At 66.4% G+C, this 26,979-nt stretch carries 16 protein-coding genes and 2 pseudogenes; 10 read left to right on the top strand and 8 right to left on the bottom strand.

The genetic code is table 11. The features are described 5' to 3' along the window. Positions 1-31: 31 nt before the first annotated feature. From OH804_RS04480 to OH804_RS04470, 3 genes are all read left to right on the top strand, one after another. Entirely contained in the window at positions 32-190 is a 159-nt protein-coding gene (locus OH804_RS04480; protein WP_406062934.1) for a hypothetical protein, read from the top strand. Beyond that, positions 190-423, top strand: coding sequence for a hypothetical protein (locus OH804_RS04475; RefSeq protein WP_406062932.1), 234 nt, complete (start codon positions 190-192; stop codon positions 421-423). Before OH804_RS04480 ends, OH804_RS04475 begins: the two co-directional genes overlap by 1 nt. A 129-nt stretch (positions 424-552) precedes the next feature. Then, entirely contained in the window at positions 553-804 is a 252-nt protein-coding gene (locus tag OH804_RS04470; RefSeq protein WP_141910295.1) for a hypothetical protein, read from the top strand. A gap of 51 nt (positions 805-855) precedes the next feature. Here OH804_RS04470 and OH804_RS04465 read toward each other — a convergent pair whose 3' ends face one another. From OH804_RS04465 to OH804_RS04450, 4 genes are all read right to left on the bottom strand, one after another. After that, positions 856-1,524, bottom strand: coding sequence for an HNH endonuclease family protein (locus tag OH804_RS04465; RefSeq protein ID WP_124771555.1), 669 nt, complete (start codon positions 1,522-1,524; stop codon positions 856-858). A gap of 186 nt (positions 1,525-1,710) precedes the next feature. Then, entirely contained in the window at positions 1,711-4,212 is a 2,502-nt protein-coding gene (locus OH804_RS04460) for a hypothetical protein (protein ID WP_406062929.1), read from the bottom strand. Then, positions 4,212-4,562 (bottom strand): hypothetical protein, encoded by a 351-nt coding sequence (locus OH804_RS04455; RefSeq protein ID WP_406062927.1) that lies wholly within the window; start codon positions 4,560-4,562, stop codon positions 4,212-4,214. The genes OH804_RS04460 and OH804_RS04455 overlap by 1 nt, the downstream gene beginning before the upstream one ends. Positions 4,563-4,826: 264 nt before the next feature. Continuing rightward, positions 4,827-8,189: a hypothetical protein gene (locus OH804_RS04450; protein WP_406062925.1), complete on the bottom strand. Its 3,363-nt coding sequence runs from the start codon at positions 8,187-8,189 to the stop codon at positions 4,827-4,829. A 956-nt stretch (positions 8,190-9,145) separates the two neighbouring features. On the opposite strand from OH804_RS04450, the gene OH804_RS04445 reads away from it, so the two are divergent. Together OH804_RS04445 and OH804_RS04440 are read left to right on the top strand one after the other, a co-directional pair. Next, positions 9,146-12,940: an NACHT domain-containing protein gene (locus OH804_RS04445; RefSeq protein ID WP_406062923.1), complete on the top strand. Its 3,795-nt coding sequence runs from the start codon at positions 9,146-9,148 to the stop codon at positions 12,938-12,940. Positions 12,941-13,060: 120 nt separating this feature from the next. Next, positions 13,061-13,541, top strand: a pseudogene (locus tag OH804_RS04440) (prepilin peptidase); the annotation flags it as partial. Here OH804_RS04440 and OH804_RS04435 read toward each other — a convergent pair. Then, positions 13,521-13,718 (bottom strand): annotated as a pseudogene (locus OH804_RS04435) (transposase); the annotation flags it as partial. The pseudogenes OH804_RS04440 and OH804_RS04435 overlap by 21 nt on opposite strands. Before the next feature lie 349 nt (positions 13,719-14,067). On the opposite strand from OH804_RS04435, the gene OH804_RS04430 reads away from it, so the two are divergent. The 3 genes from OH804_RS04430 to OH804_RS04420 are packed head-to-tail and all read left to right on the top strand — an operon-like array spanning position 14,068 to position 23,728. After that, entirely contained in the window at positions 14,068-17,568 is a 3,501-nt protein-coding gene (locus OH804_RS04430) for a helicase-related protein (protein WP_406062921.1), read from the top strand. Then, positions 17,565-20,306 carry a DUF1156 domain-containing protein gene (locus tag OH804_RS04425; protein WP_406062919.1) on the top strand — a complete coding sequence of 914 codons (2,742 nt, stop codon included), beginning with the start codon at positions 17,565-17,567 and terminating at the stop codon, positions 20,304-20,306. Before OH804_RS04430 ends, OH804_RS04425 begins: the two co-directional genes overlap by 4 nt. 47 nt (positions 20,307-20,353) lie before the next feature. Then, the gene (locus OH804_RS04420; RefSeq protein ID WP_406062917.1) at positions 20,354-23,728 is read left to right on the top strand and encodes a DUF499 domain-containing protein; all 3,375 of its coding nucleotides are present in this window, start codon (positions 20,354-20,356) and stop codon (positions 23,726-23,728) included. A 341-nt stretch (positions 23,729-24,069) separates the two neighbouring features. Here OH804_RS04420 and OH804_RS04415 read toward each other — a convergent pair whose 3' ends face one another. Then, positions 24,070-24,363 carry a hypothetical protein gene (locus OH804_RS04415; RefSeq protein ID WP_406062915.1) on the bottom strand — a complete coding sequence of 98 codons (294 nt, stop codon included), beginning with the start codon at positions 24,361-24,363 and terminating at the stop codon, positions 24,070-24,072. 317 nt (positions 24,364-24,680) lie between these two features. On the opposite strand from OH804_RS04415, the gene OH804_RS04410 reads away from it, so the two are divergent. After that, the gene (locus OH804_RS04410) at positions 24,681-24,938 is read left to right on the top strand and encodes a hypothetical protein (protein WP_406062913.1); all 258 of its coding nucleotides are present in this window, start codon (positions 24,681-24,683) and stop codon (positions 24,936-24,938) included. A 32-nt stretch (positions 24,939-24,970) separates the two neighbouring features. Next, entirely contained in the window at positions 24,971-25,636 is a 666-nt protein-coding gene (locus OH804_RS04405) for a hypothetical protein (protein ID WP_406062911.1), read from the top strand. Between the two features lie 289 nt (positions 25,637-25,925). Here OH804_RS04405 and OH804_RS04400 read toward each other — a convergent pair whose 3' ends face one another. Next, a complete protein-coding gene (locus OH804_RS04400; RefSeq protein ID WP_406062909.1) occupies positions 25,926-26,114 on the bottom strand; it encodes a DUF397 domain-containing protein in 189 nt (62 codons plus the stop codon). After that, on the bottom strand, positions 26,104-26,952 hold the full coding sequence (locus tag OH804_RS04395; RefSeq protein WP_406062907.1) for a DUF5753 domain-containing protein: 849 nt from the start codon (positions 26,950-26,952) through the stop codon (positions 26,104-26,106). Before OH804_RS04395 ends, OH804_RS04400 begins: the two co-directional genes overlap by 11 nt. Between the last annotated feature and the right edge of the window lie 27 nt (positions 26,953-26,979).

Here is a 26,979-nt window from a genome sequence, read left to right as displayed (position 1 = left end):
ATGTCCCATCCGATGACGAAGGAGCGCAGCCATGACCCGGGGTGGACGCAGCCGATCGCGGCGCACCGACAGGCCGACACTGCTGGAGCACCTCGCTGGTGTTACTGGCCTGATCGGCGCGACGGCCGCCCTCATCGCCGCCGTCGCCGGGCTGCTGACAGCTGCCGCCACACTGACGGTGAGCCGCTGATGCCCGCCGTCGAGGCGTGGCTGCTCGGCGGACCTGCCGACGGCCGCTTCACCCACATTGAGGTTGACGACGACGGGTCCCTTCCGCAGGCCATCGTCCTGCCGCAGAGCGGCGCCTACCTCGGTGCTCGCGATCATCCCAGCCAGCCGGTGCAGCACCGCTACCTCCGCTGCGCCGGCGAGGTCGACCCGCCAACCTTCCGGTACGACGGCCCTGTTGGCCAGGACCAGTGACGTCGGCATGGCCTGCCGACCGACCTAAGCCGCGGCGGCCCGCGTTCCGACCAGAGAACGACACCACCCCAGCCCGGTCACATCGCTACCCAACATCATCCACTGATCGAACACTTGTACGATTCGCTGGTGGAGGATGTGGCGGCGCGCTGGTGGAACGGGATCTGGGGTCGCTTGGGCCGCCGAGATGTGTGGCTCGCCCGCGAGGTCCGGTGGAAGGTCACCGCCCGAGCCGGCGACAGCGAGACCGGCCGGGTGCTGCGGTGGGAGTTCGACACCGAGGACGAGGCACTCGCCATGGTCAAGCGTCTGCTCGCCGCCGACGCGGGCGGCCAGTGGCGCAAGCAGTCCGGCGACAGCCAGCCGCCACAGCAGACCTAGCACCCGGCTGACGGTCTGCGCCTCGAGGCGCAGACCGAAGCCGGATCGCGCTCAGGAGCTACAGGTGTTGAGCATGCTTTGCAGTGCGGACTTCTCCGACGACTGCAGGGTCAAGCTCCAGCTGTACTTCACGGTGATCCACATCTTGCTGTAGGTGCATCGGTACGACGACAGAGGCGGCTGCCAGGTGGAGGGGTCCTGATCGCCCTTGGACTGGTTGACGTTATCCGTCACCGCGATCAGCTGCGGCCGGGTGAGGTCGTTGGCGAAGCTCTGCCGGCGGCTGGTCGTCCACGAGTTGGCCCCGGAGCGCCATGCCTCGGCGAGGGGGACGACGTGGTCGATGTCGACGTCGGAGGCCGCCGTCCACGTGGCGCCGTCGTACGGGCTGTACCAGCGGCCGGAGGTGGCGGCGCAGGCGCTGTCGACGACGACGGAGGTGCCGTCGCGTTTGAGGACCTGCTCGCGGGTATTGCAGCTGCCGCTGATCGTGATCCAGTGCGGGAACAGGTCCCTTGAGTAGCCGCTGGTCGAGCCTTGGGTTGCCACGGTCAGGGCGTTGAGCTGCGACTGGGCCGTGGCCTTCGACGGGATCCCGGGAGGTGTGGCCGACGCGGGCTGCGCGCTGATGCCGACCAGGGCGGCGACGGCGACGGCGATGACTGCGGCGGCCTGGCGCGTGGTGCGTGGGAAACGGGCAGAGACTTGGGTTACCCGCATTGGGGCCTCCTCGGTACTGGGTGGACGGCAACCGTCTCTGACGATCGTGGCCATCGAAGGGCGTGTTTGTGAAGGGGTGAGGAAGCAGCCAGGAAACTTTGAAACGCTAAGCGGCGGGCGGGCACGAGGCGGGTCGACTCCACGCAGCCTCGCCGGCCGCCTGTTCAGGGTATGCGGGGTACGCGGTCAGCTGTTGAACGACTGGGCGCCCAACTCCCAGCGGCGCAGGTCGACCGGAGACTGCTGGGCGCGCATCGCCGCGATGTTCTCCCGGAGGTGGCGCAGGTGCAGGGAGAATGCTTGTGGGTTCGCCCCGCCCCACCGGTCGAAGATCGCCTCGGCCTCGGTGTTGTACTGGAACGCCTCGGTGCGACGGTTCAGCTGCCAGAGGTATCCGCTCAGGTTCGCCAGTACGGCGGCCAGGTCGAGTTCGAACGCGACCATGTTGGCCCGGACGAGGTTACGGAAGATCCCTACCGACTCCTCGGCAGCCGTGACTGCGGCGTTCATCTGCCCCAACTCGGCGTGGCGCAGGCTGACAGTGTTCAGGGTGAGCGCCAGTTCGGGCCGGTACACCGACGGCTCTTCGTCGGTGAGCCGGCGCCAGATCCGCTCCGCGTCACGGACGGTCGCCAGCGCCTCCGTGCCCCTGCCCAGGTGTGCCTCGATCACCGCCAGGTTGGTGAGCGCCCCGGCCAGGCCCCGCTCACCCCGGGCCGACCGGGAACCACCGGTGAACAACTCGACCGCCCGTCGACCCGCCACCTCGGCTTTCTCGTGGGACCCGACGTTCGACAATCGGAGAGCGAGATTGTCCAGCGCCTCCGCGAGTGCCCACCGGAACGACCCGGCACTGTCGCCCCGGCCCTGGGCGAGCGGAGTGAGCAGCTCCACGGCCCGCTCCGCACTAGCCAGCGCCGCAGGATAACGGTTCACGGCGGCGAGTCGGTGAGCCCGCAGGTGCAAAGCCAAGGCGAGCAGCGCGAACGTCTCCGGCGACGCGGCGGTGGTCACCGCGGCCTCGCCGGCCGCGACGGCAAGGTCGGTCTGCTCCAATGCCGCTTCGCGGTCCCCGGCATTGGCCAACCGGCGCCCGTAAGCGATGTGCAGGCGGGCCCGCTCGACCGGGTCCGGGTTTCGGGCGAGGCGGTCCGCGGCGAGGCGGGCCACCACCTCGCGCGCCACGTTGTCGAAGTCGACGTGGCGCCGGGGTGGCAGGAAGGGTTCTATCCGTGCCAGAAGCTCGACGTCCACGTCCGGCAGGTCGATGATCTTCGCGAGGACCGCCCCGCCGGCGGCGGTGGCGAGCGCCGGGTCGTCACGTAGGGCCGGCAGGAGAACCGCGGCGGCCACATGCGCCCAGCCGGCCGCAACCTCGGCGAGCACCGTGAGCGCGCCAGCCCGGACCCGAGCCGCCTGCGCGGTGGGCATGCCCGCACCGCGCAGCAGCGCGCGGACGACGCCGACTGCCCACGGCTTCGGAGCGTGCGACGACCATCCGTGACCGGGAATTGCCAGCGCCAGGTACGCCTCCCCGAGGCGGTCGGGCTGTAACGGCTCCAGCACCCACCCGGCATTCCGGGGCGGATAGCAGGTCGAGTGGTCGGCTAGGAGTTGGGCCACCCTGCCCGGTTCGCTGCCCACACCGGCGCAGCCCACGACCGCTTGGCCGAGGTAGTACGGGACGGGCCCGGCCAGCATCGCGACGAGAACCACGCGATCGAGTTGCTCGATTCCGCTGGTGACGGCGTTGCCGGCCAGCAACTGCCGCCAGTGCCCGACCTCCCGGTCGAGCAGGTATCCGTACATGTCCACCAACGTGGACGGCACCCGCAGGGTCCGATCGTGGCTGACCGCCACGGCGACCAGCGCGGCGAGCTGGAGACTCAGTGCCGATCCGTACGCCGGGTCGGCCAGATCCGGTACGCGCACCGCGTCGATTCGGGAATGGGAGACGAGTGCGGCGAAGCGGGCGGCGGCGGTGCGGAAGAGCCGTTCCCTCGTGTCCGTGTTGGGTGCCAACGGGGCCAGCTGGAACTCACCGACCGCCACCCCCAGGGTGGCACGCAGCCAGTACCGCAACGCGTGCCACCAGTACCCCACGGCCCGAGCCAGTACCAACACCCGGACCGGGCCGCCGCGGTGTAGTCGAGGGTCGGTGAACAGGGCTCGCAGGTCGGTGGCGGGCCACCAGTCGCCGTAGTCGACGAGCACCAGGAGCCCGGCGATGGCCCGGCGTTGATCGCCCGTGGCGAAGCGATCCGGCTCACCGGGATCAAGGTATGCCCGCAGCACCTCCCAGCCGGCCTTGCGGGCGGTATCCGCGAACTGGTCAGCGAGGCGCGTCTTACCCTGGCCGCCCGGCGCGTGGATCAGCTGGACCGCGCGGTCCGGCCGGTCGCGTGTTGCGGTCAGCCACTCCCCCAGTGACCGCTGCTCCTCGTCGCGGCCGAGGAACGGGACCACCCGGTGCCGCGCGTCGAGCAGCTCGGCCAGGCGCAGGGTCTCCGCCGCGCGTGGTGTCGCGCCGGCCAGGGCGGTCAGTCGATAGCGCGGCAGCCCGAGGGTGACGTCGCCGTCGACGAACCCGGAGATGGCGATGCTGCCCGGGGCGTCCGCCCAGGCGTCGCCGGTGTTGGAGAGGGTGTACCCGGCCGGGGTGGGTACGTCGGAGTGGTCCCGGTTCATCAGGGACGGCGAACGATTCCGGTGATCGCCTGTCCACCGTCGCCGGCCGTGGCGTCCCCGGTGCGGGAAACCTCCATCGGCGTGGTGTCGCCGGCCGGGGCATCGATGCCCGAGTTGGCGTACCCGGCGCCCCGCGCCCGCGTCGCCCCCGTCTCCCTGGCGCGGACTCCGGACCGGACCGCCGGGAGAGCGGCCCACAGAGCCACCCCGACCCCAGCGAGCCCCGCCAACGCGGACACCCCAGTGGCGATCCTGTCGGCCGAGTCCCACCGCAGGACAATGAAGGCGGTAGCCAATACGGCGACCAGCAACCCGGTGATCAACAGCACGACGTGACGGCTCGGCTTCATATGGTCATCGTGACGTGCTCGTCAAGCGATGGGCCACCGAAGAGCCCTGGTTGAGGCCGTGGCTGTCAGGCCCGGCGGGAGCAGGCCGAGTCGAAGCGTCCGGAGCAGGGTGGCGGACTGGCTCCAGCGCCTCGGCGGAGGTCGGCCCGAACCAGCCTGAAAGCAGTCCGATGGTCTGATCAGCGGTATGTCGTCCTCCGCCTAATCCGCAGCGAGCAGCGCCAGCCCGCTGGTGGCTGAGCATCGATACGGAGACGACTCGGATCACCGTCGCATCTCATTTTCCGTGATTAGAAGTAGCTCCTCGGCGACAGTCTTCAGAGCCTCGGGTGCGGCGGCTGCGAGGATGCGGGCGGGCACAAGCACCAGATCTTTTTGTAGCTCCGGCGGTCTTGAATCAAGAGGTGACAGGACCGGCTGCCAGACCGGCGACCAGTCGGTGACCCGCAGGGCGGAGGCGACCGCCGCTCGGCGCTCGGCGGGGTCCTGAGCAAACTCGGCCACCGCCCAGACTCGCTTGTGGAGGCTGCGAATCCTGGCGGCGAGGTCGGCGGCCTTACCGCGTTCACCCAGGCGAACCATTGCGCCGATGAGTATGACGAGCGCGGCGTCGTGCATTAGGTCGATATCCTTGCCCTGGGCCGCCTCGCGGGCCAGCCGGAGCGCCCGTCGTGGATCCCCGTTCGCGGCGGCAGCGTCTGCCAACTGGGCCAGGAAAATCCACGCAAAGCCATCATCAATGGCTCTGGCGGTCTGCTCTGCTCGATCGAAGTCACCGGTCAGCACCACAGCAATGACGTCGGGGCCGGTCATCATCGCGACCGGGTTCTCTATGCGACGGGCGACCTCCGTCGCGTGCGCCCGGCTGGCCGGAGCGAGCGCCACTGCCAGATGTGCCCGCGCGACATCAGCGTCGAGGCGGTCGTCAACCTCGACGGCGAACCGTTCCAGGCGCTGAGCCATCTCCCACGCCAGGTCGACTTCCCCGCACACGCTTAAGGCCGCCAGTACCGGAGCCATGGCTGCCGCCCGCACCGACGGATGGGTGATCGAGGATGCCTCCTTTTCGGCCCGGTTCGCCAACTCGCGCGCTCGACCGCTCTCCCCCAGCTGGCCGGCGAGCCCGATGGCCGATGCCAGGCCCGAGACTGCATAGAATTCATCTCCCTGCGCTCTGGAAACCTCGACGGATTCGTCGATGAGCGCCCGAGCCGTCGGTACGTCGCCAACCCGCAACGCCACGTCGGCGACGGCGCCGAGCGCGTTGAGACGGAAACCTGGCTCGGCGATGGACATCGCCGCCGCTTTCGCTTGCGCCAAGGCGGTATCGGCGGCCGTGTCGACCACCGCGGTCAGCGCCCAGGCGCGCACGTACGGCTCGGTGATCTGCTGAGCGGCCCGCCGGGCCAGTTCGGGCTCGCCGATTGCCCGCAACGGCTGTACGAGGGCGGCCAACTCGCGATCCATGCCAATCTCCGCCACAGTGGCCTGCTCGGCACGCTCCGCGTACTCGCTGGCGCGGTCCAGATCCCCGGTCGCGGCGACGGCTTTGGCCAGTTCCGCCCATGCGTAAGCCCGGTAGAAGGTCGGCTCGCCCGCGGTTATGATCTCCTCAATCCGATCGGCGAGGCGGGCGGACTGTTCCTGCTCTCCGGTCGCGAACAAAACGGTGACCAGGGGTGCCATCGCGAAGCCGTGCTGGCCGGACCCTTCGAGCATCGCGGCCTGGTCGCGGGCCTGCGCAGCGAATTCCTGAGCCCGGATTCGATCGCCGCTCCTCGCGAGGGCGTGAGCGATCCCGACCAGGGCGTACGTGCGCCACCGCGGCTGGTCTATTGATGCCGCTATCTCCTGCGCCCCAGCGACATCCCCAGCTGTCGCCAGCGGCCCGGCAAGAGCCCATGCATCTTGATCGTCACGTTTGCAGGATAGGAACATGTGCCGTGCCCGTTCCTTGTCTCCGCAGAGCGCGTACACCTCCATCAGGCCGGCCATCGCCTCCACGCCCTCGGCGGTCTCTTCGGCCTGCAGCGCCAACTGCCGCGCCCGGTCTACTTCACCGCTGACAGCCAGGGCTCTCGCCATCCCCGTGAGGGCGTAGCTACGCCAGCGCGGCACGGTGACGGCGTCCGTGATCCGCGCTGCCTTCTCCGTCTGACCGTTAGCGGCGACCGCTCGTGCGACGCCCGCGAGCGCCCACGCCCGGCGATCCGGGTCCGGCATCGACCGCGCGAGGGTCTCCGCCCGCTCGGGCTGACCGAGCCGGGCCCAGACGTGCGGCAGATTGACCCTGATGCTCTCTGCTCGTTTGGTGATGCGAATCCGGTGCACTGCCACACGTCCCAGACTCGCGAGGTCACCAGGGGCCCCGGTCTGAAGCATCTCTTGAACGGCGCCTATCTCACTTAGCGCGGCGAAATCCCCCCCGCTGATGGCAAACAAGCGGTCGTACCGCGTCTGGTCGGTAGTGATGGCTAGCATTCTGGACAGTGCGCCGACCTCGTGCAGCAGACGGCCGTAACCACGAAGCAGATACTCCGGGGTTTCCGCCGGCCAGCCGCGGGTGCGGTAGCTGTCCGCCCACTCGTGCAACCGCTTCCGGTGCTCCCGCAACACGGCTTCCCCGAGACGGTTGACCGCCTCCACCTGAATCTCTTCGTGTCCGAGCAGATACACCTCGGGGTGAGCATCGGGTCGCCAATCAGCCGGCCGCTTGGCGAAACTGCGGCCCGTGACAGTGCGAAGGTGCTCCTCGACGATGAACACCGGTGTATGCGTGAGCTCGGCGAGGTCGGGGCCGCTGAGACCACCTCCGGCCGCTGTGACCAGACCGAGCAGGTCCCGCTCCAGGTCCGACCCGAGCAGTAGCCGCCTGATCTCCAGGCGCATGTCCGTTTGAATCGCCGTCGCATGCGGTGAGGTGGCTAGGGCCCGCACAACCGATGCCCGCCGAAGGGGATGGGCCGCTGGCACATCAGCAGGTATCGGCGGGTTCGGACGGCCGGCGACGATCACGCGGACGCCGTCGGGTAGATCCTGCGGCAGCAACGCCGCGACGCTGTAGGCGTCCGGACCTGCCATCACCCCGCGATCCTCGTCGAGCCCGTCCACCACGAGGACAAGACGCTCACCCAACTCGGCGCAGAACCGGGCAGTGCGTGCCAGACGATCACGGAACTCGACCTCGCCCGAAGCATCGGTGAACATCGGCATCGGCTCGTCAAGGATCTCCGAAAGCTGGGCCAGCACGAACTCCAGAAACGCCGATCGATCGGCGTGGCCTTTGAGCCGCGCGGTAATGAAGAACGAGACGATGCGTACGCCCGGCGGTGGGTTCAGCACGAACCACGACAGCATGGCCGTCTTGCCTGACCAGGCCGATGCCTGCCACCACACGTAGGGTTCGCCATCCGGCACGGTGCAGAAGTGCCTGAGCTCGTCCAGTTCGGTCCCCCGCCCCTGCAAGGACGTCGGCGCTATCTGGGTGACCACACTGTCGCGGTACAGCGACCGGCACGGCGTCTGCGGTTGCACGTAAATGTCGCCACAGTGCACACCGGAAATGGCAACGCCACCCGGGCTGGCGGTGGCCGCCCCAGTCTGCGAGGCGGCAATCCGTCGTGGCATCGGTGATGCTCGCTCTCGTGGATCAGAGGGCGGCGCCGCTAGTTGCCTGTCCGCCGTCGGACGCCTCGGCCGCCCAGTCCCTTCGATGTCGACGTGCCGCTCGAACAGCGATTGACCACGCCGCACCGACAGCCCGCTGATCACCTCCCAGATGATCGCGCTACCGCCGGCCCCGCCGTAGGCCGAACGGAAGTTCCGGGTGTCGGGCCGCAGCGCGGCCCAGATCGCGATGCCGAGCGCAGCGACCAAAGCCAGTGCCGAGACCGCCGGCTGAGCTTTCCCAAACTGCTGTCGTCAACGAGCCAGAACACCAGACGGCGGCACCGCAACTGCGGCACACGTCCCAAAGATGGCCATGCTCGATCGCATCATAGCAGTCAATCTCTCAGACGGATCAACGATCGGCCCGCCGCCTGCCGCAGACCGGCGCCTACCTCGGGTGCCCGCGAGCACCTTACTAGGCTGGCCCGAGCCAATCTCCGAGTTGCGCCCCGTGCTCGCGCCGCGCCCGGGCACGAGGAGCGGGGTGTGGTCGTACGTCAAGATCACGGCCTACTGATGGCTTGACGACGACACCCTTACCGAAGGACTCAGACCTAGACGCGAGATCGTGGACCTGACATCCGCAACTCGGCCTGCATAAGAGGCACTACGTTGCCCTCGCCGCCTGCGACACGGACAGTCCTCGGGTACTGGTGGCATGGTGTTCAACTCCGTGGGGCGTAGACACTTGCAGGGTTCTTCGGGGGTAACGGGGGCACCGTTGAGCGTTGCCGGGACGCCTGGGGGCAACTTGGCGGCCAGGCCCTCGTTGGTGTTCGCCCACGATGATGGGGCTGAGCAACTCGGCCAAGGCTGCGAAACGTGGAAGACGGCTCTCCATCATCCGCCCCCTGGATCAACCCTGGCTATTCGGGGCGACGGACAAGATCCTTGCGGACGCTTAAAGTTCGGGGATGACTCCCGCTCTCACTTACCAGGGCGCGCTGCGTCTCCTCGGCCGGCACGACCTGAAGGCGCTGACCCTTCTGGACGGTCTGCTCGGCGGCGTGATCCTAGCGGCTGGGCCGACATCGTTCGGCGGGGCGCAGGCGGCGGCATTCCTGTGGGGCGCGGTGGATCAGAAGAACGAGGCGGTTCGGCTACTACGCGGACTGGTTGCTGCTGGCGCCGGGCGCCTGTCGGGGGCAACTGGCCGCGACCGGTTCGAGCTGTTGCAGGCAGCGCACACGGCGATCGTGGGAGCGGCGCTGTTCGAGGCATGGCAAGCGCGGCTAGGTCCTGTGTGGGCCGAGCTAGAGGTCACCCGCGAGGAGCGGATCCGGCTGCTGACCGATCGGGACGGCGAAGACCTGGTTCAGGTGCTGGCCCGGTCGGAGATTCCAATGCCGACCGGCTTCGCGGGCCGGTCCGAGCTGGAGCCGTACCTGAGCCGCGCAGTCGCCGCCGGTCAGTCGTTCTTCGCCGGGCTGGCCGCCGGGGAGCGGCACACCTGGCTGGCAGCCCCGGAACTGGCCGACGAGGTGGTGGGCGACGCGCTCGACCGGTACCGGACGCTGTATCTCCAGCTCGCGGCCGACGTCAGGGAGTTCCTGATCTGGGCAATCCTGGCCGGGCAGGACTCGCTGCGCGCCGACCTCGCGCGTCAGGCCGGTGAGCAGTCGGCCGGGCTGGCGCGACTCACCGCCCTGCTGACGCCGCCCGAGCCCGGCCCAGGCCCGGCCGGGCAGTCGGTCCTGTTGCACCAGGCGAACCTGGCCGTTCTGCGCCGGCCCCCGATCACCGCCGACACGCTGCGGTACGTAGAGGGTCTGCGCTTCCCGTCGATTGACGAAGGCTACGTCACGCCGCACTATCGGCTTGCGGTGCGCAGCCGGGACGACAACATCGCCGACGACAACTGGTGGAACCAGCACTCGGTCAACCACGACCTGGACACCTTCCTAGCCGGGCATCTCATGTCGCCGGCTGCCGCTAAGTCCCCGCTACTGGTTCTCGGCGACCCCGGCTCGGGCAAGTCGACCATGACCAAGGTCCTTGCCGCCCGGCTACCCGCCGACCGGTACCTGGTGGTCCGGGTGCCGCTGCGAGAGGTCACAGCCGATCAGCGTGTACGTGTGCAGGTGCAGGAGGCCCTCGACGACCTGCTCAACGGTCGCGCGCAGTGGAACGTGCTGGCCGACGAAAGCCGTGCCCTGATCCGGGTCGTGATCTTCGACGGTCTGGACGAGCTGATCCAGAGCGTCGGCGTGGGCCGCAACTACCTGCGCGAGATCCAGGAGTTCCAGGATGTTGAGGCGGCGGCCGGCTCGCCGGTGTGCGCCGTAGTCACCTCACGCACCCTGGTGACCGGACGGATGTGGGTGCCGCCCGACTGCCTCGCGATCAAACTGGCCGACTTCGACGATGACCAGGTCGGCGCCTGGGTGACCGGGTGGCACGCAGCCAACGCGGGCGGGCACGGTATCCGACTCCCAAGCGCCGAGGCCGTGCGATCGCTGACCGACCTGGCCCGGCAGCCGCTGCTCCTCCTGTTGATCGCCCTGTACGCCGCAGATCCGAACAGCCCCGACTTGCGCGGCGACACGTCGGCGGTCGACCTCTACGATCGCCTGATCGACAACTTCATCCGCCGCGAGGTGGATAAGGACGGTCAGATCGCCCCGGTGGACCTGCCCAGCGAAATCGCCCGCCGCCGCTGGCAACTGGGGGTGGCGGCCCTGTCGATGTTTAACCGACGGCGGACATTCGTGCTCGACAGCGAGCTAGAGGCGGACTTGGCCGGCTTGGGCGCGCCGGTAGCGGCTGGCGGCGGTCACGAGGTGATCGGCCAGTTTTTCTTCGTGCACGCGGCGTCCGCGAAGGTCCCGGACTACATCAAGCGGCGGGAATCGTACGAGTTCCTGCATAGCACGTTCGGTGAGTACCTGGTGGCGAGCAGTGTCCTGGACGAGGTGCGGGAAATCGCAACAGCGGTGGAACCGGCCGCGCGGCGAGTGCGCTTGGCACCCCGTCTGGACGACGGCGTGCTACATGCGCTGTTGTCCTTCCGGGCCCTTGCGGCGGAGCCACGCGTGCTGGGATTCCTGCGGAGCACCGCCGACACTCTGCCTGACGCGGAGCGGGCGGCCGTCCAGAGCGTGCTCGCGCGGTTGCTGGCGCAGGCGCGACGGCGGACGATCTCGGTCGAGTTCGAGAGATATCAGCCGGAGCAACTCGATCCGGTACGAGCTCGGGCAGCGTACACGGCGAATCTGGTGACATTGCTGTCCTGCCAGGGCCGCGTGCCTCTCTCCGTGATCGTGCCGGACGCCACCGACGAGGTGCGTGAGTGGCGAGCCATGGCGCGGCTGTGGCAGGCCGTACTGGCCGAGGATTCGTGGCGCGGTCTCGCCTCGTCGATGGCGCTGCGCCCCGGCGACCACATTATCTTCCAGTTGGACCACCGTCCGAGACGGGCCTCCGCCTATGAAGCGGGACTGCTGGGCATGCCGGCCCTGGCGCAGGCGCTCGCGCTAGCCGAGCGGCTCGGCGGAGACCGGGACGCGCCGCACACCGGCTACCTCCGCCGCCAGATTCTTGCCAAGCTGGCAGGAGGCGACTTGCGTTCGGCCTTGCACAGCGGTTTGAACCTCCCGGACACCTTGACTAGCGCCTTCGGGCAGCCACTGCCCGACGACCTCCGCCAGATGCTGATCAACGCGTTGGGGCTGGTCACCGTCCAGTGGGACTACGACGAAGTTCGCGCACTCGTCTCGGCCGTCGTCGAGGGCGGGACCGAGCGCCGGACCGACTGGTCGCCGTTGGTCGTCTCGCTCTCCGTCTTTCCGCAGCTCCTGGACGATGTGCCGCAGCTCATGACCATGTTCGAACAGCGACCGGTGAACCGCAGTACACACTTCGCCTTTCTTCGCACGGTAATCAACGACGAGCTGTGGCTGGACCGCCTCCGCGGCGTGCTCAGCACCGAACTGTCGCCTGCGCTGATCGAGGCCAAGGTGCGAGCGATGGCTACCACCGGCTTCGACTTGCCCGCCCGGCTGGCCCGCGCGGTAACGAACACCGCGTCCGAGCTCCGGTTCCTCCGCGAGTACGCCACCTACCAGGGCTGCCCGATCGGTCGCGCCGATCGGCCGGACCGAAACGGCATAGCGCCGGAACTGCGCACCAGTCTGCCGAGGGCCTTCGCGCGGGCGTACGACCTGATTGGCGGGAGAGATGACCCGGCGCAGCGCGGCGATCGGCTGCTGCGGCCGGCCGAATTACACGTCGACGGCGAGATGCTGGTCTTCCGCGTCGCCGAGGACGGCGCCGCGGAGTGGGCTGTCCCGCTGGATGACACGCTGCGAGCCGGGACGCCGGTGATGATCCGGGTCGATGGGTATGCCGGCGGCGAGTGGCGACCGTACCTGGGCAGGGTGTCCACGGCCTTCGTGGAGATGATGATGTCAGAGGCGCTATTCGGCACCGTCCGTTTCGCCGGCCACCGCGGTCTCGACGAGCAGACCCTGACCGAGTTGGAGCGGCGCTACCCCCGCCTGCCGCTCCCCGACCACCTGCTGTGGTCGCGCCCGGACGGCCCGCCAGTCCGCTGGTTCTCCGGCCCGCAAGTGGTCCTGCGAGACGACGGTCGTCATCGCCTCCGTGTTCAGGCGGACACCGCCGAGGCGTTCGAAGCGGTCAAGTTCACCCTTCCCGGCGACTGGGTCTCATCAGGTATGGGCGGCGATACTGGGGGGACCAGACTTTGACTCGGGCGGCGAGCAGCTCGCAAGCGCAGTCGGGGGCACGTCACTTCGTGCCTCGATAAGGGTCACTATGGTGTCTCGTGAGGCCTCAGCTCTGTGGGAACCTGGACTCTAGGGTGATGGGTCTGGCTGGTGGTGGTGCACGCCGGCGTGCTGCTCGCCGCCGTCGACATCGCAGTCCGCAGGCTGCCCACCCCCCGCGATCAGCGCCGCCGCCCTGGCCGTCGGCGTCGTACTGGCCGGCCAAGCAGCGACGACGGGCCAAGCCCACACGCTGGTCACCGCCATGCTCGCCGCGGCGGCGCTAGGCGGCCTGTATCTGGCCTTGGTACTCGTGGCGGGCAGCGGAATAGGCCTGGGTGACGTGCGGCTGTTCGCTCTGCTCGGCGCGGCACTGGGCGCCACCGGCTGGCCTGCGGTGCTCCTCGGCGGCCTACTGCCCTTCGTGCTCGCCGTCCCCGAAGCACTGGCACGCCTGGCACTGCGCCGTGCGCACAGCGTCGCCTTCGGTCCGTACCTCGTCGCCGGGGCGCTGATAGCGGCCGTGGCCAACAGCCGATCACGTGCCGAGGGAGTGTCCGATCTCGGCCAGTACGGTCTTTGACCGAGTTCCGTTACGGGAGTGGGTGCCGTCGCGGCCGGCCGGCTCGTGTAGTCACAGCCCAGGTGCTCGGTCACCTCCGCTTTCAGGGCGGTCTCCAGCACCGTCTTCGTCAGACCGGACAGCAGCCCGTTCTGGCCGAGTAGGTCCACACCCCTCGGCGCAGGCCTGCTTCACCAGCTACTGCACGAACTGTCGAGTATCCTTCGATCTCGGCACAGACTTGACGATCTCCTTCATTGCGTGCCCTTCCCGCCAAGCCGACCATTCTCGGCGTATCAGGCCCGACCGGTTGCACCGTTACTCGGCCAGTCCCCGAACGACCCGCCCCGAGAACTGAGCCATATCCCTTCTTCCCCGAAATAGTCAGGTCCTGACCGAGCGAGCTATATGGCCCTCTCGCCGCAGGGGCGATCACGTGCATGTATCGAAGGTCAGGTTATGCTGTAGGGCTGGCGCAAGACGATCACGAAGTACCTTGCCAGCGGGCTGGAGGCTCACGAGAGGGGCAGCAGTGAGTGGCGCAAGGTTGGAGGATCTCACGCCGGGCAGCATCGTGAGCGGGGTGACGGCAGCCGGCTCGGTGGTCGTGGTGGCTGCGAAGTGGTACGGCAGCAATGCCGTGAACGTCACCTACCGCGACGAGAGCGGTCAGGTTGCCGATCAGCTGCTCTACCGCGACAACGAGGCCCGTCTGCGCGTGCAAAAGGTTTCCTCGGCCTACGGGTTCGATGGCGATGGCGCGCTGTTTAAACTGGCCGCCGAGGCCTTACGCATCCAGATGGCGGCCAGGTTCGATCCAATGCTCGCGGTCACTACCAGCGATTTGGAACCACTGCCCCACCAGATTCAGGCGGTGTACGGCGACCTGCTGGACCGCAGCCCGCTTCGGTTCGTGCTCGCCGACGACCCCGGTGCCGGCAAGACGATCATGGCTGGTCTCTATATCAAGGAGCTGATGCTTCGTGGTGACTTGGAGCGCTGCCTCATCGTGGCGCCCGGGGGGCTTATCGATCAGTGGCAGGAGGAATTGCTCGATAAGTTCGGCCTCCGATTTGAGGTGTTGACCCGCGACCTGATCGCCAGCCAGATCGATCAGAGCGTGTTCGACAAGTTTCCTCTGCTCATCGGCCGCATGGATCAGCTTGCCCGCTCAGAGGAGTTGCAGGAGCAGCTCACGCGAAGCGACTGGGACGTCATAGTCGTGGACGAGGCGCACCGCATGTCTGCCAGCTACTTTGGCGACGAGTTGAAGAAGACCAAGCGGTACGTCCTGGGTGAGCTGCTCGGCAAGCACACCCGGCACCTGCTGCTGATGACAGCGACCCCGCACGCCGGCAACGAGGCGAGCTTCCAGCTGTTCATGGGCCTGCTCGACTCCGACCGATTCGAGGGCCGCTATCGCGACGGTGTCAGCTCGACCGACACCGACGGCCTCATGCGTCGCATGGTCAAGGAAGACCTGCTCACCTTCGAAGGTAAGCCGCTGTTTCCTGAGCGCCGGGCGTACACGGTGCCGTACCAGCTCTCCGAACCCGAGTGGGAGCTGTACGAGGTGGTCACCGAGTACGTGCGCGAACAGATGGGCAAGGCCCAACAACTCGCCGAACGTGGCGAGAGCCGGCGGGGCAACACTGTTGGCTTTGCCCTGACCGTCCTGCAGCGGCGCCTGGCCTCCAGCCCCGAGGCGATCCTTCAGTCACTGGTACGCCGCCACCGCCGGTTGCAGTTGCTCCGCCAGGAACTGATCGTCAATGGCGCCCCGGACGGTGGACTGCGTGATCGCCTCGCGGGCATCCTCGGCCGAGGGCCGGTGGACTATGACGCTGCGCTGGAAGACATGCCCGGCGCCGAGCGTGAAGCGCTCGAAGACGACGTGGTGAACGCCGCCACCACCGCCCAAACCATCGCCGAGTTAGACAAGGAGATCGCCATCCTCGCCGACCTGGTCGAGGTTGCGCGCCGCGTCCGGGACCTGGGTACCGACAAGAAGTGGACCGAGCTGAGCGAGCTGCTGCTCAGCCATCCCATGATCCGCGATAGTGACGGCACTCCCCGCAAGCTAATCGTCTTCACGGAGCACCGGGACACCTTGGAGTACCTAGTCGGCCGTATCCGCGCCCTGCTCGGCAGCGAAGAGGCCGTCGTGTCCATCCACGGCGGCGTATCCCGGGACAACCGCCGCAAGATCAAGGAGCTATTTACGCAGGACAAGGACTGCCGGATCCTGGTGGCCACCGACGCCGCCGGTGAAGGCCTCAACCTTCAGCGGGCCAACCTGATGGTCAACTACGACCTGCCGTGGAACCCCAACCGGATCGAACAGCGCTTCGGCCGCATCCATCGCATCGGGCAGACCGAGGTCTGCCACCTGTGGAACCTCGTCGCCGAGGACACCCGGGAAGGTGCAGTCTTTATCCGCCTCCTCCACAAGATCGATGAGCAGCGCCGCGCGTACAAGGGCAAGGTCTTCGACGTGCTCGGCGAGGCGTTCCAGGACCAGCCGCTGCGGGGACTTCTCATGCAGGCCATCCAGTATGGTGACCGGCCCGAGGTCCGTGACCGGCTCAACAAGGTCATCGATGCATCGGTAGGCGAGGGTTTGGAGAAGTTGCTCGCCGAGCGCGCCCTTGCGCACCAGAAGCTGGCCGAGTCTGACGTCGCGACCTGGAGACTGCGAATGGAGGAGGCGCGCGCTCGCCGCCTGCAACCGCACTACATCAAGGCGTTCTTCATCGCCGCCTTTAAGCTGCTAGGCGGCCGGATCTCCGAGCGCGAACCGAGCCGCTACGAGATCACTTATGTTCCCGGCGACGTACTAGGCTACGAGCGACTCATAAAGATCGGCACACCGGTCCTGCGCCGATACGAGCGTGTAACCTTCGACCGGGACCTTGTCCGCCCCGCGGGCGTGGCTCAGGCCGACCTCGTCGCCCCCGGTCACCCGCTTCTCGACACGGTTGTTGCCCTGATCGTCGAGCGCTACGGCACGCAACTCAAGCAAGGGGCCGTGCTGGTAAACCGTCGCGACGTCGGCGAAGAGCCGCACCTACTCGTCGCTGTCGCCCAGGAGATAGCCGACGGGCACGAGCGGCCCCGCACCATCAGCAAGCGGTTCGATTTCGTCGAGATTGGCGAGTTCCATGCCCGTGCTGCGGGTTCCGCCCCTTACCTCGATTACGCGCCGGCAAGTGAGGAGGAGCGGCGCCTCGTCGCGGCGGTAACCCAGCAGGATTGGCTTGCCAGCGGCGTGGAGGACATCGCGATCAGCTGGGCGATATCCGACGGGCTAGCGGCGCACGTGGCGGAAATCCAGCAGCGGGTGTCGATCGAGACCGAGCGGACCCGGCGCCTGGTCCGCCAACGCCTTCTCCAAGAAATCAACTACTGGGACTCTCGGCAGGCTGATATCCGTGACGCCGAAGCCGCTGGCAAGTCGGTAAAGATCAAGTCTGAGATCGCGGCGCGGCGCGCACGGGACCTTGAACAGCGTCTGGAACGCCGCATGGTCGAACTCGACTGTGCCGAGAGGCTCCAGATCCGGCCACCGCGGGTGGCTGGAGCCGCGTTGGTCATCCCGCAAGGGCTGCTCGACCGGCTGGCCGGCTCTCGGGATGGCCCGCCAGAGGTGTACGCCCGAGACACCGCGCTGGTGGAACGACGCGCAGTCGATTTGGTCCTGCAGGAGGAGCGCAAACTGGGACGGATCCCGGAGGAGATGGCTCACAACAACCCCGGCTACGATGTTCGCTCAAGCACGGTCGATGATCGGTGGGTGTTCATCGAGGTGAAGGGCCGCACCGCGGGCGCTGAGGACTTCCACGTCACCCGCACCGAGGTCCTCACCGGGAAGAACTCCGGTACAAGCTTCCGTCTGGCCCTGGTCAGCGTTCACCCAGATGGGTCTGAGCGCGACGAGGTCCGGTACGTCGTAGACCCGTTCAAGGACGTGGACTTCGGCAGCTTCGACGCCACCGAGCTCGGCGGAGACTGGGCCAAGACGTGGCGACGAGGAGGAGAGCCGGTATGACGCGAGGGGGCAGCAACGGCTACCAGCGCAAGCTAATCGACGTAACGCTTCCGCTGACGCAGATCAGCTATGCCAGTATCGCGTACAAAGAGCGCAAGGTCGGTACGATCAAGAACCTGCACAAGTGGTTCGCTCCGATGCCGATGCCTGCCCTCCGTGCGCTGATTTTCGCCTCGCTGGTCGATGATCCTGGACCGGGAAGCCAGCGTGAGGAACTCGTTGAGCTCGTCAAGCAGCTGGTGCCGATCAACGGCATGGCACCGCCTGATGAGGTTCTCGTCAAGGCCAGACTGCTGATCGAGAAGTCGAACCCCGAACTTCCCACTGTCCTAGACCCGTTTGCCGGCGGGGGCTCCACCATCGTCGAGGCGCTGAGGCTGGGGCTGCCAGGAATAAGTTCCGACCTCAATCCCGTGGCCGTGATTGTGACTCGAACCCTGGGCGAACTGCTGCCACCGATTGCCCACGTGCCACCCATCTCTCAAAGGCAGCGCCAGCAGCGCGCCCATGACGTCCCTTACGACGGATTCGCCGACGACGTGCGGTACTACGGAGAACTCGTTCAGGATGCGGTGCGGCAGCGGCTCGGCGACTACTACCCCGTACCAGTTTCTGGCGAGCCGGTGGCCTGGCTGTGGGCGCGCACCGTGCCCTGCGCCAACCCGATGTGTCCGATCCGTGTACCTCTTTACGGCTCGCCTTGGCTGAGCAAACAGCGTGGCCGCGAGGTAACGATTGAGCTTGCCGTGCGTGGCGGCGAGGTGGATTTCGAGATCCGCCAAGGCAAGAACAGCCTTGCAAAGTCAACGAAAGGAGCCGGACGAGCTCAGTTCAGCTGCCCCCGCTGCTCAACCCCGATCGGCGAGCGGGAACTCCGACAGGCCGGCAAAGACGGAAAGCTCGGGCTACAGCTCATGGCTCTGTGTATCGACACCAGGCAGGGTCGGACCTTCTTGGCCGCCGACGAAGTGCCGCGCTCCGATCTCGCCATCGACGTTCCTGACGATCTTGACGAGATCACGCTTGGAGCTAACACCAAGAACTTTAGCCACCCGCTCTACGGGCTAGACTACCAGACCGACCTTTACACTCCCCGCCAACTAGCAGTGCTGACCGCATTCGCCGACGAAGTGTCGGCTACCTATGACCGAATAGTTGAAGACGGTGGTAGCGCCACCTATGCACGGGCAGTGGTGACAGTTCTCGGGATCTGTGTAAGCAAGATGGCCCAGGCCAACTCTACGTTGGTTCGCTGGCGGACCCGAGTCGGCCCGTCAAAGCCCGAGCCCGCCTTTGGCTCCCAAGCAATGCCCATGCTTTGGGACTTTGCTGAGGCATACCCCTTCGGGAACTCCGTCGGAAGTTGGTCAGCGCAGATCAACTCGGTAATTTCCGTCTTTCGGTCGCTGCCATCGGACGCTATGCCTGGTCGAGTTGTCCAGGTCGACGCTCGACGCGCGGGTGACCTTGTCCAGCCTGGAACGGCGCTGATCGTTACGGATCCTCCGTACTTCGGACAGATCAACTACGCCGACCTTAGTGACTATTTCTACTTGTGGCTCCGCCGCGCGCTTCGTCTCGTGCATCCAGACCTGTTCGGCACCATCGCCACCCCCAAGTCGATCGAGTTGGTCGCAAACCCTGCTCGGCATGGCGGCAGCAAGGATGCGGCGCAGCGGTATTTCGTCGACGGGTTCACTGAGGTGTTCAGGTCTCTTCAGAAGGCCTCGAGGCCTGATCTGCCCATCGTGGTGGCCTATGCAGCTAAGCAGGACGATGCCGACGCTGGCGGAGCCGTGTCCTCGGCATGGGTTTCCATGCTCCAAGCGGTGCTCGCATCGGGCCTGGCGGTCGTCGGTACGATGCCGATCGAATCGACGATGAGCACGCGACAGGTAAGTCAAGGCGCGAACGCTCTCGCCTCCTACATCATCCTCGTGTGCCGCCCTCGGCAGGCCGAGGATGTCGCTGACAAAGGCACGTTCCTGTCTCGCCTCCACAAGGAACTTCCGGAGGCCGTCGAGGCACTCCGCAAGGGTGGAGTGTCGCCGCTCGACATGGGGCAAGCGGCGATGGGGCCCGGCATGAAAATCTTCTCGGAGTACAAGGAGGTCTTGCTGCCAGACGGCAGGCCGATGGAGGTCCGTGACGCCCTAATCGAGATCGACAAGGCGGCTACCGCCGTAATCGACGGTGAAGAGGCAGAGTACGACGCTGCCACAAGATTCTGTCTGCGGTGGTTCCGGCAGTTCGGCTTCGACCGTGGAGCGTACGGTGACGCCGACGTGGTGCTCCGCCAGACCGGCACGGCCATCCGCGATCTTGTGGGAGCGGGCATCGTGAGCAACGCGCCCGCGGGGTCCGTCAGCCTTCTCGGCGTCGATGAACTCCCAGCCGATTACGACCCACTTGATGATGGTCGGATCTCCCACTGGGAAGTGGCAATGCACCTCGCCAAGGCCTTCGACGATCGAGGCATTGATGGCGCGGCTCACCTTGTCGCGGCGGTGCGTTCCCGCAGCGACGATGCCATCAGCATCGACCGGGTGAACCGTCTGGTTCACCGAATATTTAAGATTGCAGATCGGCGCTTCCAGAGAACGGCCACGCTGTTTAACCAACTTGGCACCGCATGGCCCGACATCATCGCGGCCGCCCAGATCATGGGCACCATTGCGACCAATGCACGTCCAGATGCCGACGACCTCTTCTCTTTTTTGGAGACCGACGACGAGTAGCATCGTAGGGCGATCATGTAGGAGACCCAAGGGGAGGCGGGGAAGTCGTGGCATTATCGAACCGGGACCGAGTCAGCCGAGGATTTGAGATCCTCGCCGAGGGTCTCGGGCCGATCGTTGACCGGTTGATGAGCCAAGCCGCGCCGGCAGGCAAGGACTGGCTGGAGCTTGTCGCCGCGCGGGAGTCGGCTAAGCACGGCGGAAGCCAGAAGTTTTCGAAGACCGACCCTGCACTGCAACTAAAGATGATCACCGATCATCGCAGCGTCTTCATGGACCTGCTGTCCCACAGCGGCCTGCGCTTCGCCAGCGAGCTGCGCGAGACACGTAACGCGTGGGCGCACAACGAGAAGTTCAGCGCGGACGACACCTATCGGGCGCTGGACACTATAGAACGGTTGTTGACCGGAGCGGGGGCAGTGTCAGCCTCCGAGCAGATTCACAACTTTAGGGAGGACCATCAGCGCGCCTCCTATGAGAGCCAGGCCCGCGAGAAGACCAGGAAGGCAACCCCGGCGGCTCTGGCGGTCGACGGGCAAGGATTGAAGTCTTGGCGTGAGGTGATGACACCGCACCCTGACGTGCGGACCGGGAACTTCGCCTCGGCCGAGTTCGCGGCCGACCTGCACCAGGTGGCGACGGGCACGAGTAAGAGCGAGGAGTACTCCGATCCCATCCAGTTCTTTCGCCGTACCTACCTTACTGAGGGTCTGAGGGAGCTGCTGACTAACGCCGCCCGGCGCGTTGCTGGGGACTTGAACGCGGAACCGGTGTTTAACCTGCAGACCAACTTCGGTGGCGGCAAGACGCACTCGATGCTGGCGGTGTGGCACCTCTATGCCCCCGGCCGGGCGCTGGGCGACTATCCGCAGCCGGTGCAGGACATGCTCGGTGAGATTCCACTCCGGTCTGGCGTGCGGCGGGTGGCCCTGGTCGGCAACCGGATCGACACGGGCGAGCCGTCCAGCCGGGATGGGCGACCGAGTATCAACACGCTGTGGGGTGAACTGGCCTGGCAACTGGGCGGTCAGGAGGCGTACGACATCGTCGCCTCGGCAGACCAGACGCGAACGCCCCCCGCGGAGTCGCTGCAGCGGCTGCTACAGGCGTATGCCCCGTGCGTCATTCTAATCGATGAATGGGTCGCCTACGCCCGGCTGCTCTACGGTCGCGACGATCTTCCTGCAGGTACCTTCGAGGCCCAGTTCTCGTTCGCGCAGACCCTCACTGAGGTAGTCAAGGGGACCCCCGGCGTGATGCTGGTCGTGTCCATCCCGGCTTCCCATGATCGCGTCAACGATGGCGGGAGCCGCGCCGACGACCTCGAGGTTGGCGGAGTTCGCGGACATGAGGCACTGGAGCGACTGCAGCAGGTGATCGGCCGGGTGGCGCGGCACTGGCGGCCTGCCTCCTCGGACGAGTCGTTCGAGATCGTGCGCCGGCGTCTGTTTGAGGAGCCGACGGCACAGGGCCAGCGGGATCGGGATGTTATTGCAAAGACGTTGGTCAAATTCTACCGGGAGCACGCCAGCGAGTTCCCGCGGGAGATTATTGAGCCCAAGTACGAGGATGAGATAAAGGCGGCGTACCCGATTCATCCGGAGCTGTTCAAGCGTCTATACGAGGACTGGTCGACGCTGGAGCGGTTCCAGCGGACCCGAGGCGTCCTGCGGCTGATGAGCGCGGTCATCAATCGGCTATGGGAAGCCGAGGACCCGGCGCCGCTCATCATGCCGGGTTCGCTGCCGTTGAGCGATAAGTGGGTCTTGGGTGAGGTCACTCACCATCTGTCGGACGCCTGGAAGGCCATTATCGACGCCGACGTCGATGGACCAAGCTCGACACCGGAGCAAATCGACAAGAGTCGCGAGGTCTTCCATCGTCGCCACCTGACTCGTAGGCTCGCCCGGGCGGCATTCCTTGGGTCAGCCGCCCTGTCCGGCAGTGCGCGCCGAGGCATCGAACGCAAGCGGATCTGGCTCGGCACTGCCTTGCCCGGTGACGTGGTCGGCAACTTCGGGTCAGCCATTCACCTGCTCAGTGAGCAGGCCATGTACTTCTACGCAGAAGGCACGACGTACTGGTACGACACGCAAGCCTCGGTGAACCGGATGGCCCGCGACCGCGCGGAGGAGTACCGCAGTCACCCCGAGGATGTGTACGCGGACATCGTGCGGCGGCTTAAGGAACGTCACGTCAAGGCTAAGGGCGACTTCGGTGGCGTGTACCCGGCACCTACGAAGAGTGATGAAATCCCGGACCTGCCTGAAGTCCGGCTCGTAGTCGTTCACCCTCGTCACCATTACTCTGCCCAGAATTCGCAGAGTCCGGCGCACGGCTTTGTCGCGCAGGCACTGGAGAGCCGCGGCAACTCACCGCGGGTCAATCAAAACATGTTGGTTTTCGCGGTAGCCGAACGCGAACTGCTCGGCTACTTGATGGACGTGGTGCGCGAGTACCTGGCGTGGAAATCTATCGTTGATCAAAAGGACCTTCCGCTGCTTCCTGACCAGATCGCGATGGCGACTAGGCGTTACAAGAGCGCCGACGAGACCGCCGCACTACGCGTGGTCCAGGCTTACAACACGTTGTTGTACCCGTTCTGGGACGATGAAACCGGACGGATCGGTCTGCAGGCGGCGACGATCGACGAGGATGGCGGTTACATCGCCGAACGCGCCAGCACCAAACTGCGCAATCTCGACAAACTGCGCATCGTGATGGGTGCCCGCCTCATCCGACACGACCTCGAAAAGAGACTTCCGACGGTGTGGCAGCAGGGTCACATCTCTGTTGGCGACCTGTGGCAGTACTACTGCCGGTTTCCCTACCTGAGCAGACTGCGCAACCGGCAGGTTCTGGAGGACGGAATCCTCGGCGTCTTTGACGAGCTCACTGGCTACGTCGAAGGCTTCGCCCTGGCCCACTCCTACGACGACGAGACCAAACGCTTCGTGGAACTCGTCCTGCCAGGCACCGGCGAGCGTATCAGCGCCATCACGGATGGCACCTTGCTCGTGGAACTCACGGCTGCAAAGGCGCAACGCGAGGAGGAAGAACGCGCACGGCGGGCTGAGCAGCAAGAGGAAGGCGACCAGGAGCGTGGCCCTGCAGCCCCAACGGAGCGGCCGGCTGGCGGTGGCGCGAGCTCGACGGCCACGTCCACGACTGCAGTGCCGACGGCCGTGAAGAACACGCGCTTCTGGGGATCACATTCCGTTGATCCTGAACGCTTTTCTCGCGACCTCAACAGACTCAGCCAAGACCTCCTAGCACTGCTAACCGCGCCGGACGGTGTGAACCTGGAGGTACGCGTCGAAATCAGCGCCCGTCGTGTGGAGGGCTTCCCGGACGACACGGTAATGAAGGTGCTGGAGAACCTCGGCCCGCTGAAGGTGGACGGCAAGTTCGAGGACCGATGAATCGCTGCCCGTGACACCGCTGCCCAGGACGATCCACCGGGCGGTGCAGCGACTCGACCACGGCTCGACCCGCGCGGCAATCAGGCGGCGAGACTCGTGCATGCGGTGAGGAGTGCGCTGCCGGGTAGCGGGTGAGATCCCAAGTCCGCGACAGCGGCTTGGTCATGGTACGAGTGGCCGCCGGGGCCGGTCCGGCCGCGGGCGGTCACCTGCGGCCGGACCGCTGCCAGTGCACATTGCCGCATATGCGGGGTAGTCGCGACCGCGAACCGTGGCCCGCCAATGCAGGTGTGCTGGCGTCATAGGCGCTCGACGCGCAGTGTCATCGTGGGATCCCAGATTCAAGGCGTGTCGGCGGACGCTTCAGCTGCGGCGGCCCGATAGGCGTATACATGATTTTCCTCCGTGTCGACCGCGACGGTGCCGGGCAGGGTGCGCAACAGGTCCGCGATGGCGCCGCGGTCGTGGTGCGCGGCTAGGTACACGTCGGTGCGGATCGTGCCGTAGAGCCGTCCGCCCTCAGTAACGGTTCGCGACGTGACCCGACGCACGTCGGCGAGGCCGACGGCGCCGAGTGCGGCGCGGGCGGCACGAGTGGCCTGCGCCGGCGAGGTGATGCGCTGGTGGTCAGGCATCGTTAGACGTCCCTTCTGGGTGCTGCCGCGTCGTTAAGAGCGCGCTGGGTTATCGGCGAGTCACGTTTTCGGGTCCTCGTGGTCGAATCCGCGACACAAAGATCTCGGAGCGGACGACTCCCGGCGGGCGCACAGAGGTGACCGGCCGGGGCCACGCCTGCCGGACGAGGATTTAGTGATGCTTTATGCAGTGATTTACGGTTCACCGCCTATGCAGCTCAGAGTGTTGACCGCTCGGAGTTCCCTACCTACAGCGGTACTCACGTAATTCCTCACCCCGTCCGTCGCCCACAGATCAGCCGCTGAAGGCTGTCGCCGTGGTTGTCGGGCTGCTGGGTCGAGACATCAAGAGCGAGCCGGCACCGGAATCGATCGGTCACATCTTCGAGGTTCACGGCGAACTGGTTGAGGCACTCACGAGGCATGGCAGGAGCCCTTTCATCGACGGGTCACGTCGTCTGCGCAGCAGGGCGGGCGGACAACGGAACACGATCGACGCTCACTTTTTGCCCAAGGTCAAGTCGTCCCGCCAGGGCGGTGATCCGGCGCGCAGCAAGGGTTCAGACAAAGGCTGATCGCCCCGGTGCCACAGTTGATCTCTCGACGGATGTCACCGCTCGAGTGGTACTACGCCGGCATCAACGAATGGGGAACCGACTTCGCCGTCGACCTGGGCTACCTGTTCGAGGACTACGTGGGCCGCCAGTTCGCCACGATGCCGGACGCGAGCGTTGAACCGCAGGTCGAATATCACCGCGGCAAGGACCGGATGGACACAACCGACTGGTTCATCGTGTTCGACGACGTGGTGCTGCTCGTGGAAGCCAAGGCCGGGATCCTGCCGGTCGCAGGACGCGCGGGCGACGACTCCCTCACCACGATGATGACCCGCACCGTCGGCAAGGCCATCAAGCAGATCAACCGCACGCACGCGCTGATCAAGTCCGGCGCCCCCGAGGTCGCGCACATCCCGAACAACCGGCCGATCCTCGCCATGGTCGCCACCCTCGACCCCTGGTATAAGGCCAACAGCTTCTTGGGGCGCGAGGTGCTGCCGACCTGCGACGTGCCCGTCACCGTGTGCTCCGCCCGTGACATCGAATTTCTGGCCGGCATCGGTCAGCGCACACCGGTCGGTCCCATCCTGACCGAAATCGTGACCGATCCCTACCGCTCGACGTGGTCGCTCGGGATCGCGCTCAAGCCGTACCGACTACCAGATGATCGCAACCCGCTGCTCGACCAGGCATGGAAGGAGTACCCGTTCAACTAACGCGCCTCAGCAGCCAGGCTGGCCGCGTCGAGGTCACGGGGGCGGCGACGATACCGTCCGGCTGATCTTCAGCAAGCGATCGCAGCAACGCCCCGGTGCGACCGACACACGCAGGCAGAAATTGGAGGCAGCAGGTAATCGGCCTGCGGACACCGGCGGAGCGTCGGGTTAGGAAACCGATGTTCTATCCCCTGAGCTACGGGGGCGCGAGTGTAGACACCGGGTATCGGGGTGGCCGCATCTATAGCATCCCGAATCATCCAATCTGCGACGCCCCTGGCGCATTGCCTCAGCTCCGGCTGCCGTCCGTCTTGATTCCGTTGACGAACGCGCCCCAGGCGGCCAGGTCGAAGCTCAGCATCCCGGCAGCCGGAGCTTTGGAGTCGCGTACGTCGACCTGAACGCCCCGGTCGCGTACCTCAACGCACTGACCGTTGCTGCCCGAACGGCTCGACTTACGCCAGGCGTTACGCCTCATGCTTGCTCAGCTCCTTGATGAACTTTGCGGACTCAGCCGGTGACATCGCCAGCGTCCTCAGATTGTCGTACGCGGCCGAGAGCCGCGCCAGGTCGCGGCTCGATTCGAGGAACAGCTCGCCTGCCAGGGTCTCGATATAACCCAGCGGCGGGTCGTCCTGCTCGAAGGTGAGCAGAGCGAAGCCGCTGCTGTCGGCGAGGTGAGCCCCGGCCTCGAACCGGAGGACCTGGATCGTGACGTTGGGCATTCGGCTCAGCGTGGCCAGGTGGTCGAGTTGTTCGCGCAGGATTTCCGGGCCGCCGACCTCGGTCCGCACGGCCGCCTCGGAGAGGATCGCGTGCATCCGTAGCGGCGTCGGCTGCCGGTGCAACACCTCTTGCCTGGTCATCCGGGCGGCGACTCGTTGGTTGATGGTCTCCGTATCGGACTCGCGCCCGATGGTGTTGACTTCGCGGGCGTAGCGCTCGGTTTGCAACAGTCCCGGCACCAGCATCGGCTCGAAGTTCTTGAGCTCGACGGCCTCGCTTTCGTAGGCGATGTATGTCGCGTAACGGCCACCGAGGCGCTGCCACCATCCGTCCTCGCGCAGATCGCGTGCCTGTTGCAGCAGCGACGTGGCGGGCTCCTCGTTGAGGCTGACGCCGTACGTGACCAACAGCTCCATGACATCGCCGGCGCGGGGTTTGATCTCGCCCGATTCGATCCGGCTGATCCGAGACGACGAGCAGCGGACGAGCTTCGCTGTCTCCTCGCCGGTCAGGCCCTTGGTCTCGCGGAGTTTGCGTAGCTCTCGGCCGAGCCGCCGAGAGCGCGGTGTCGCTGGCGTGAATCGAGGCATGTCGTGATTCTGCACCACATCCATCCG

Origin of the sequence: Micromonospora sp. NBC_00860, from assembly GCF_045207375.1 — a bacterium.
Taxonomy (GTDB): Bacteria; Actinomycetota; Actinomycetes; order Mycobacteriales; family Micromonosporaceae; genus Micromonospora; species Micromonospora vinacea.
This window is presented reverse-complemented; position numbering and strand designations above follow the sequence as displayed.

Bases quoted from the DNA above. Each gene is read 5' to 3' on its own strand.
- OH804_RS04455 (WP_406062927.1), bottom strand. From the start codon at position 4,562: ATGAAGCCGAGCCGTCACGTCGTGCTGTTGATCACCGGGTTGCTGGTC.
- OH804_RS04445 (WP_406062923.1), top strand. From the start codon at position 9,146: ATGACTCCCGCTCTCACTTACCAGGGCGCGCTGCGTCTCCTCGGCCGG.
- OH804_RS04480 (WP_406062934.1), top strand. From the start codon at position 32: ATGACCCGGGGTGGACGCAGCCGATCGCGGCGCACCGACAGGCCGACA.
- OH804_RS04450 (WP_406062925.1), bottom strand. From the start codon at position 8,189: ATGCCACGACGGATTGCCGCCTCGCAGACTGGGGCGGCCACCGCCAGC.
- OH804_RS04475 (WP_406062932.1), top strand. From the start codon at position 190: ATGCCCGCCGTCGAGGCGTGGCTGCTCGGCGGACCTGCCGACGGCCGC.
- OH804_RS04465 (WP_124771555.1), bottom strand. From the start codon at position 1,524: ATGCGGGTAACCCAAGTCTCTGCCCGTTTCCCACGCACCACGCGCCAG.
- OH804_RS04400 (WP_406062909.1), bottom strand. From the start codon at position 26,114: ATGAGGCGTAACGCCTGGCGTAAGTCGAGCCGTTCGGGCAGCAACGGT.
- OH804_RS04405 (WP_406062911.1), top strand. From the start codon at position 24,971: ATGTCACCGCTCGAGTGGTACTACGCCGGCATCAACGAATGGGGAACC.
- OH804_RS04415 (WP_406062915.1), bottom strand. From the start codon at position 24,363: ATGCCTGACCACCAGCGCATCACCTCGCCGGCGCAGGCCACTCGTGCC.
- OH804_RS04460 (WP_406062929.1), bottom strand. From the start codon at position 4,212: ATGAACCGGGACCACTCCGACGTACCCACCCCGGCCGGGTACACCCTC.
- OH804_RS04395 (WP_406062907.1), bottom strand. From the start codon at position 26,952: ATGCCTCGATTCACGCCAGCGACACCGCGCTCTCGGCGGCTCGGCCGA.
- OH804_RS04425 (WP_406062919.1), top strand. From the start codon at position 17,565: ATGACGCGAGGGGGCAGCAACGGCTACCAGCGCAAGCTAATCGACGTA.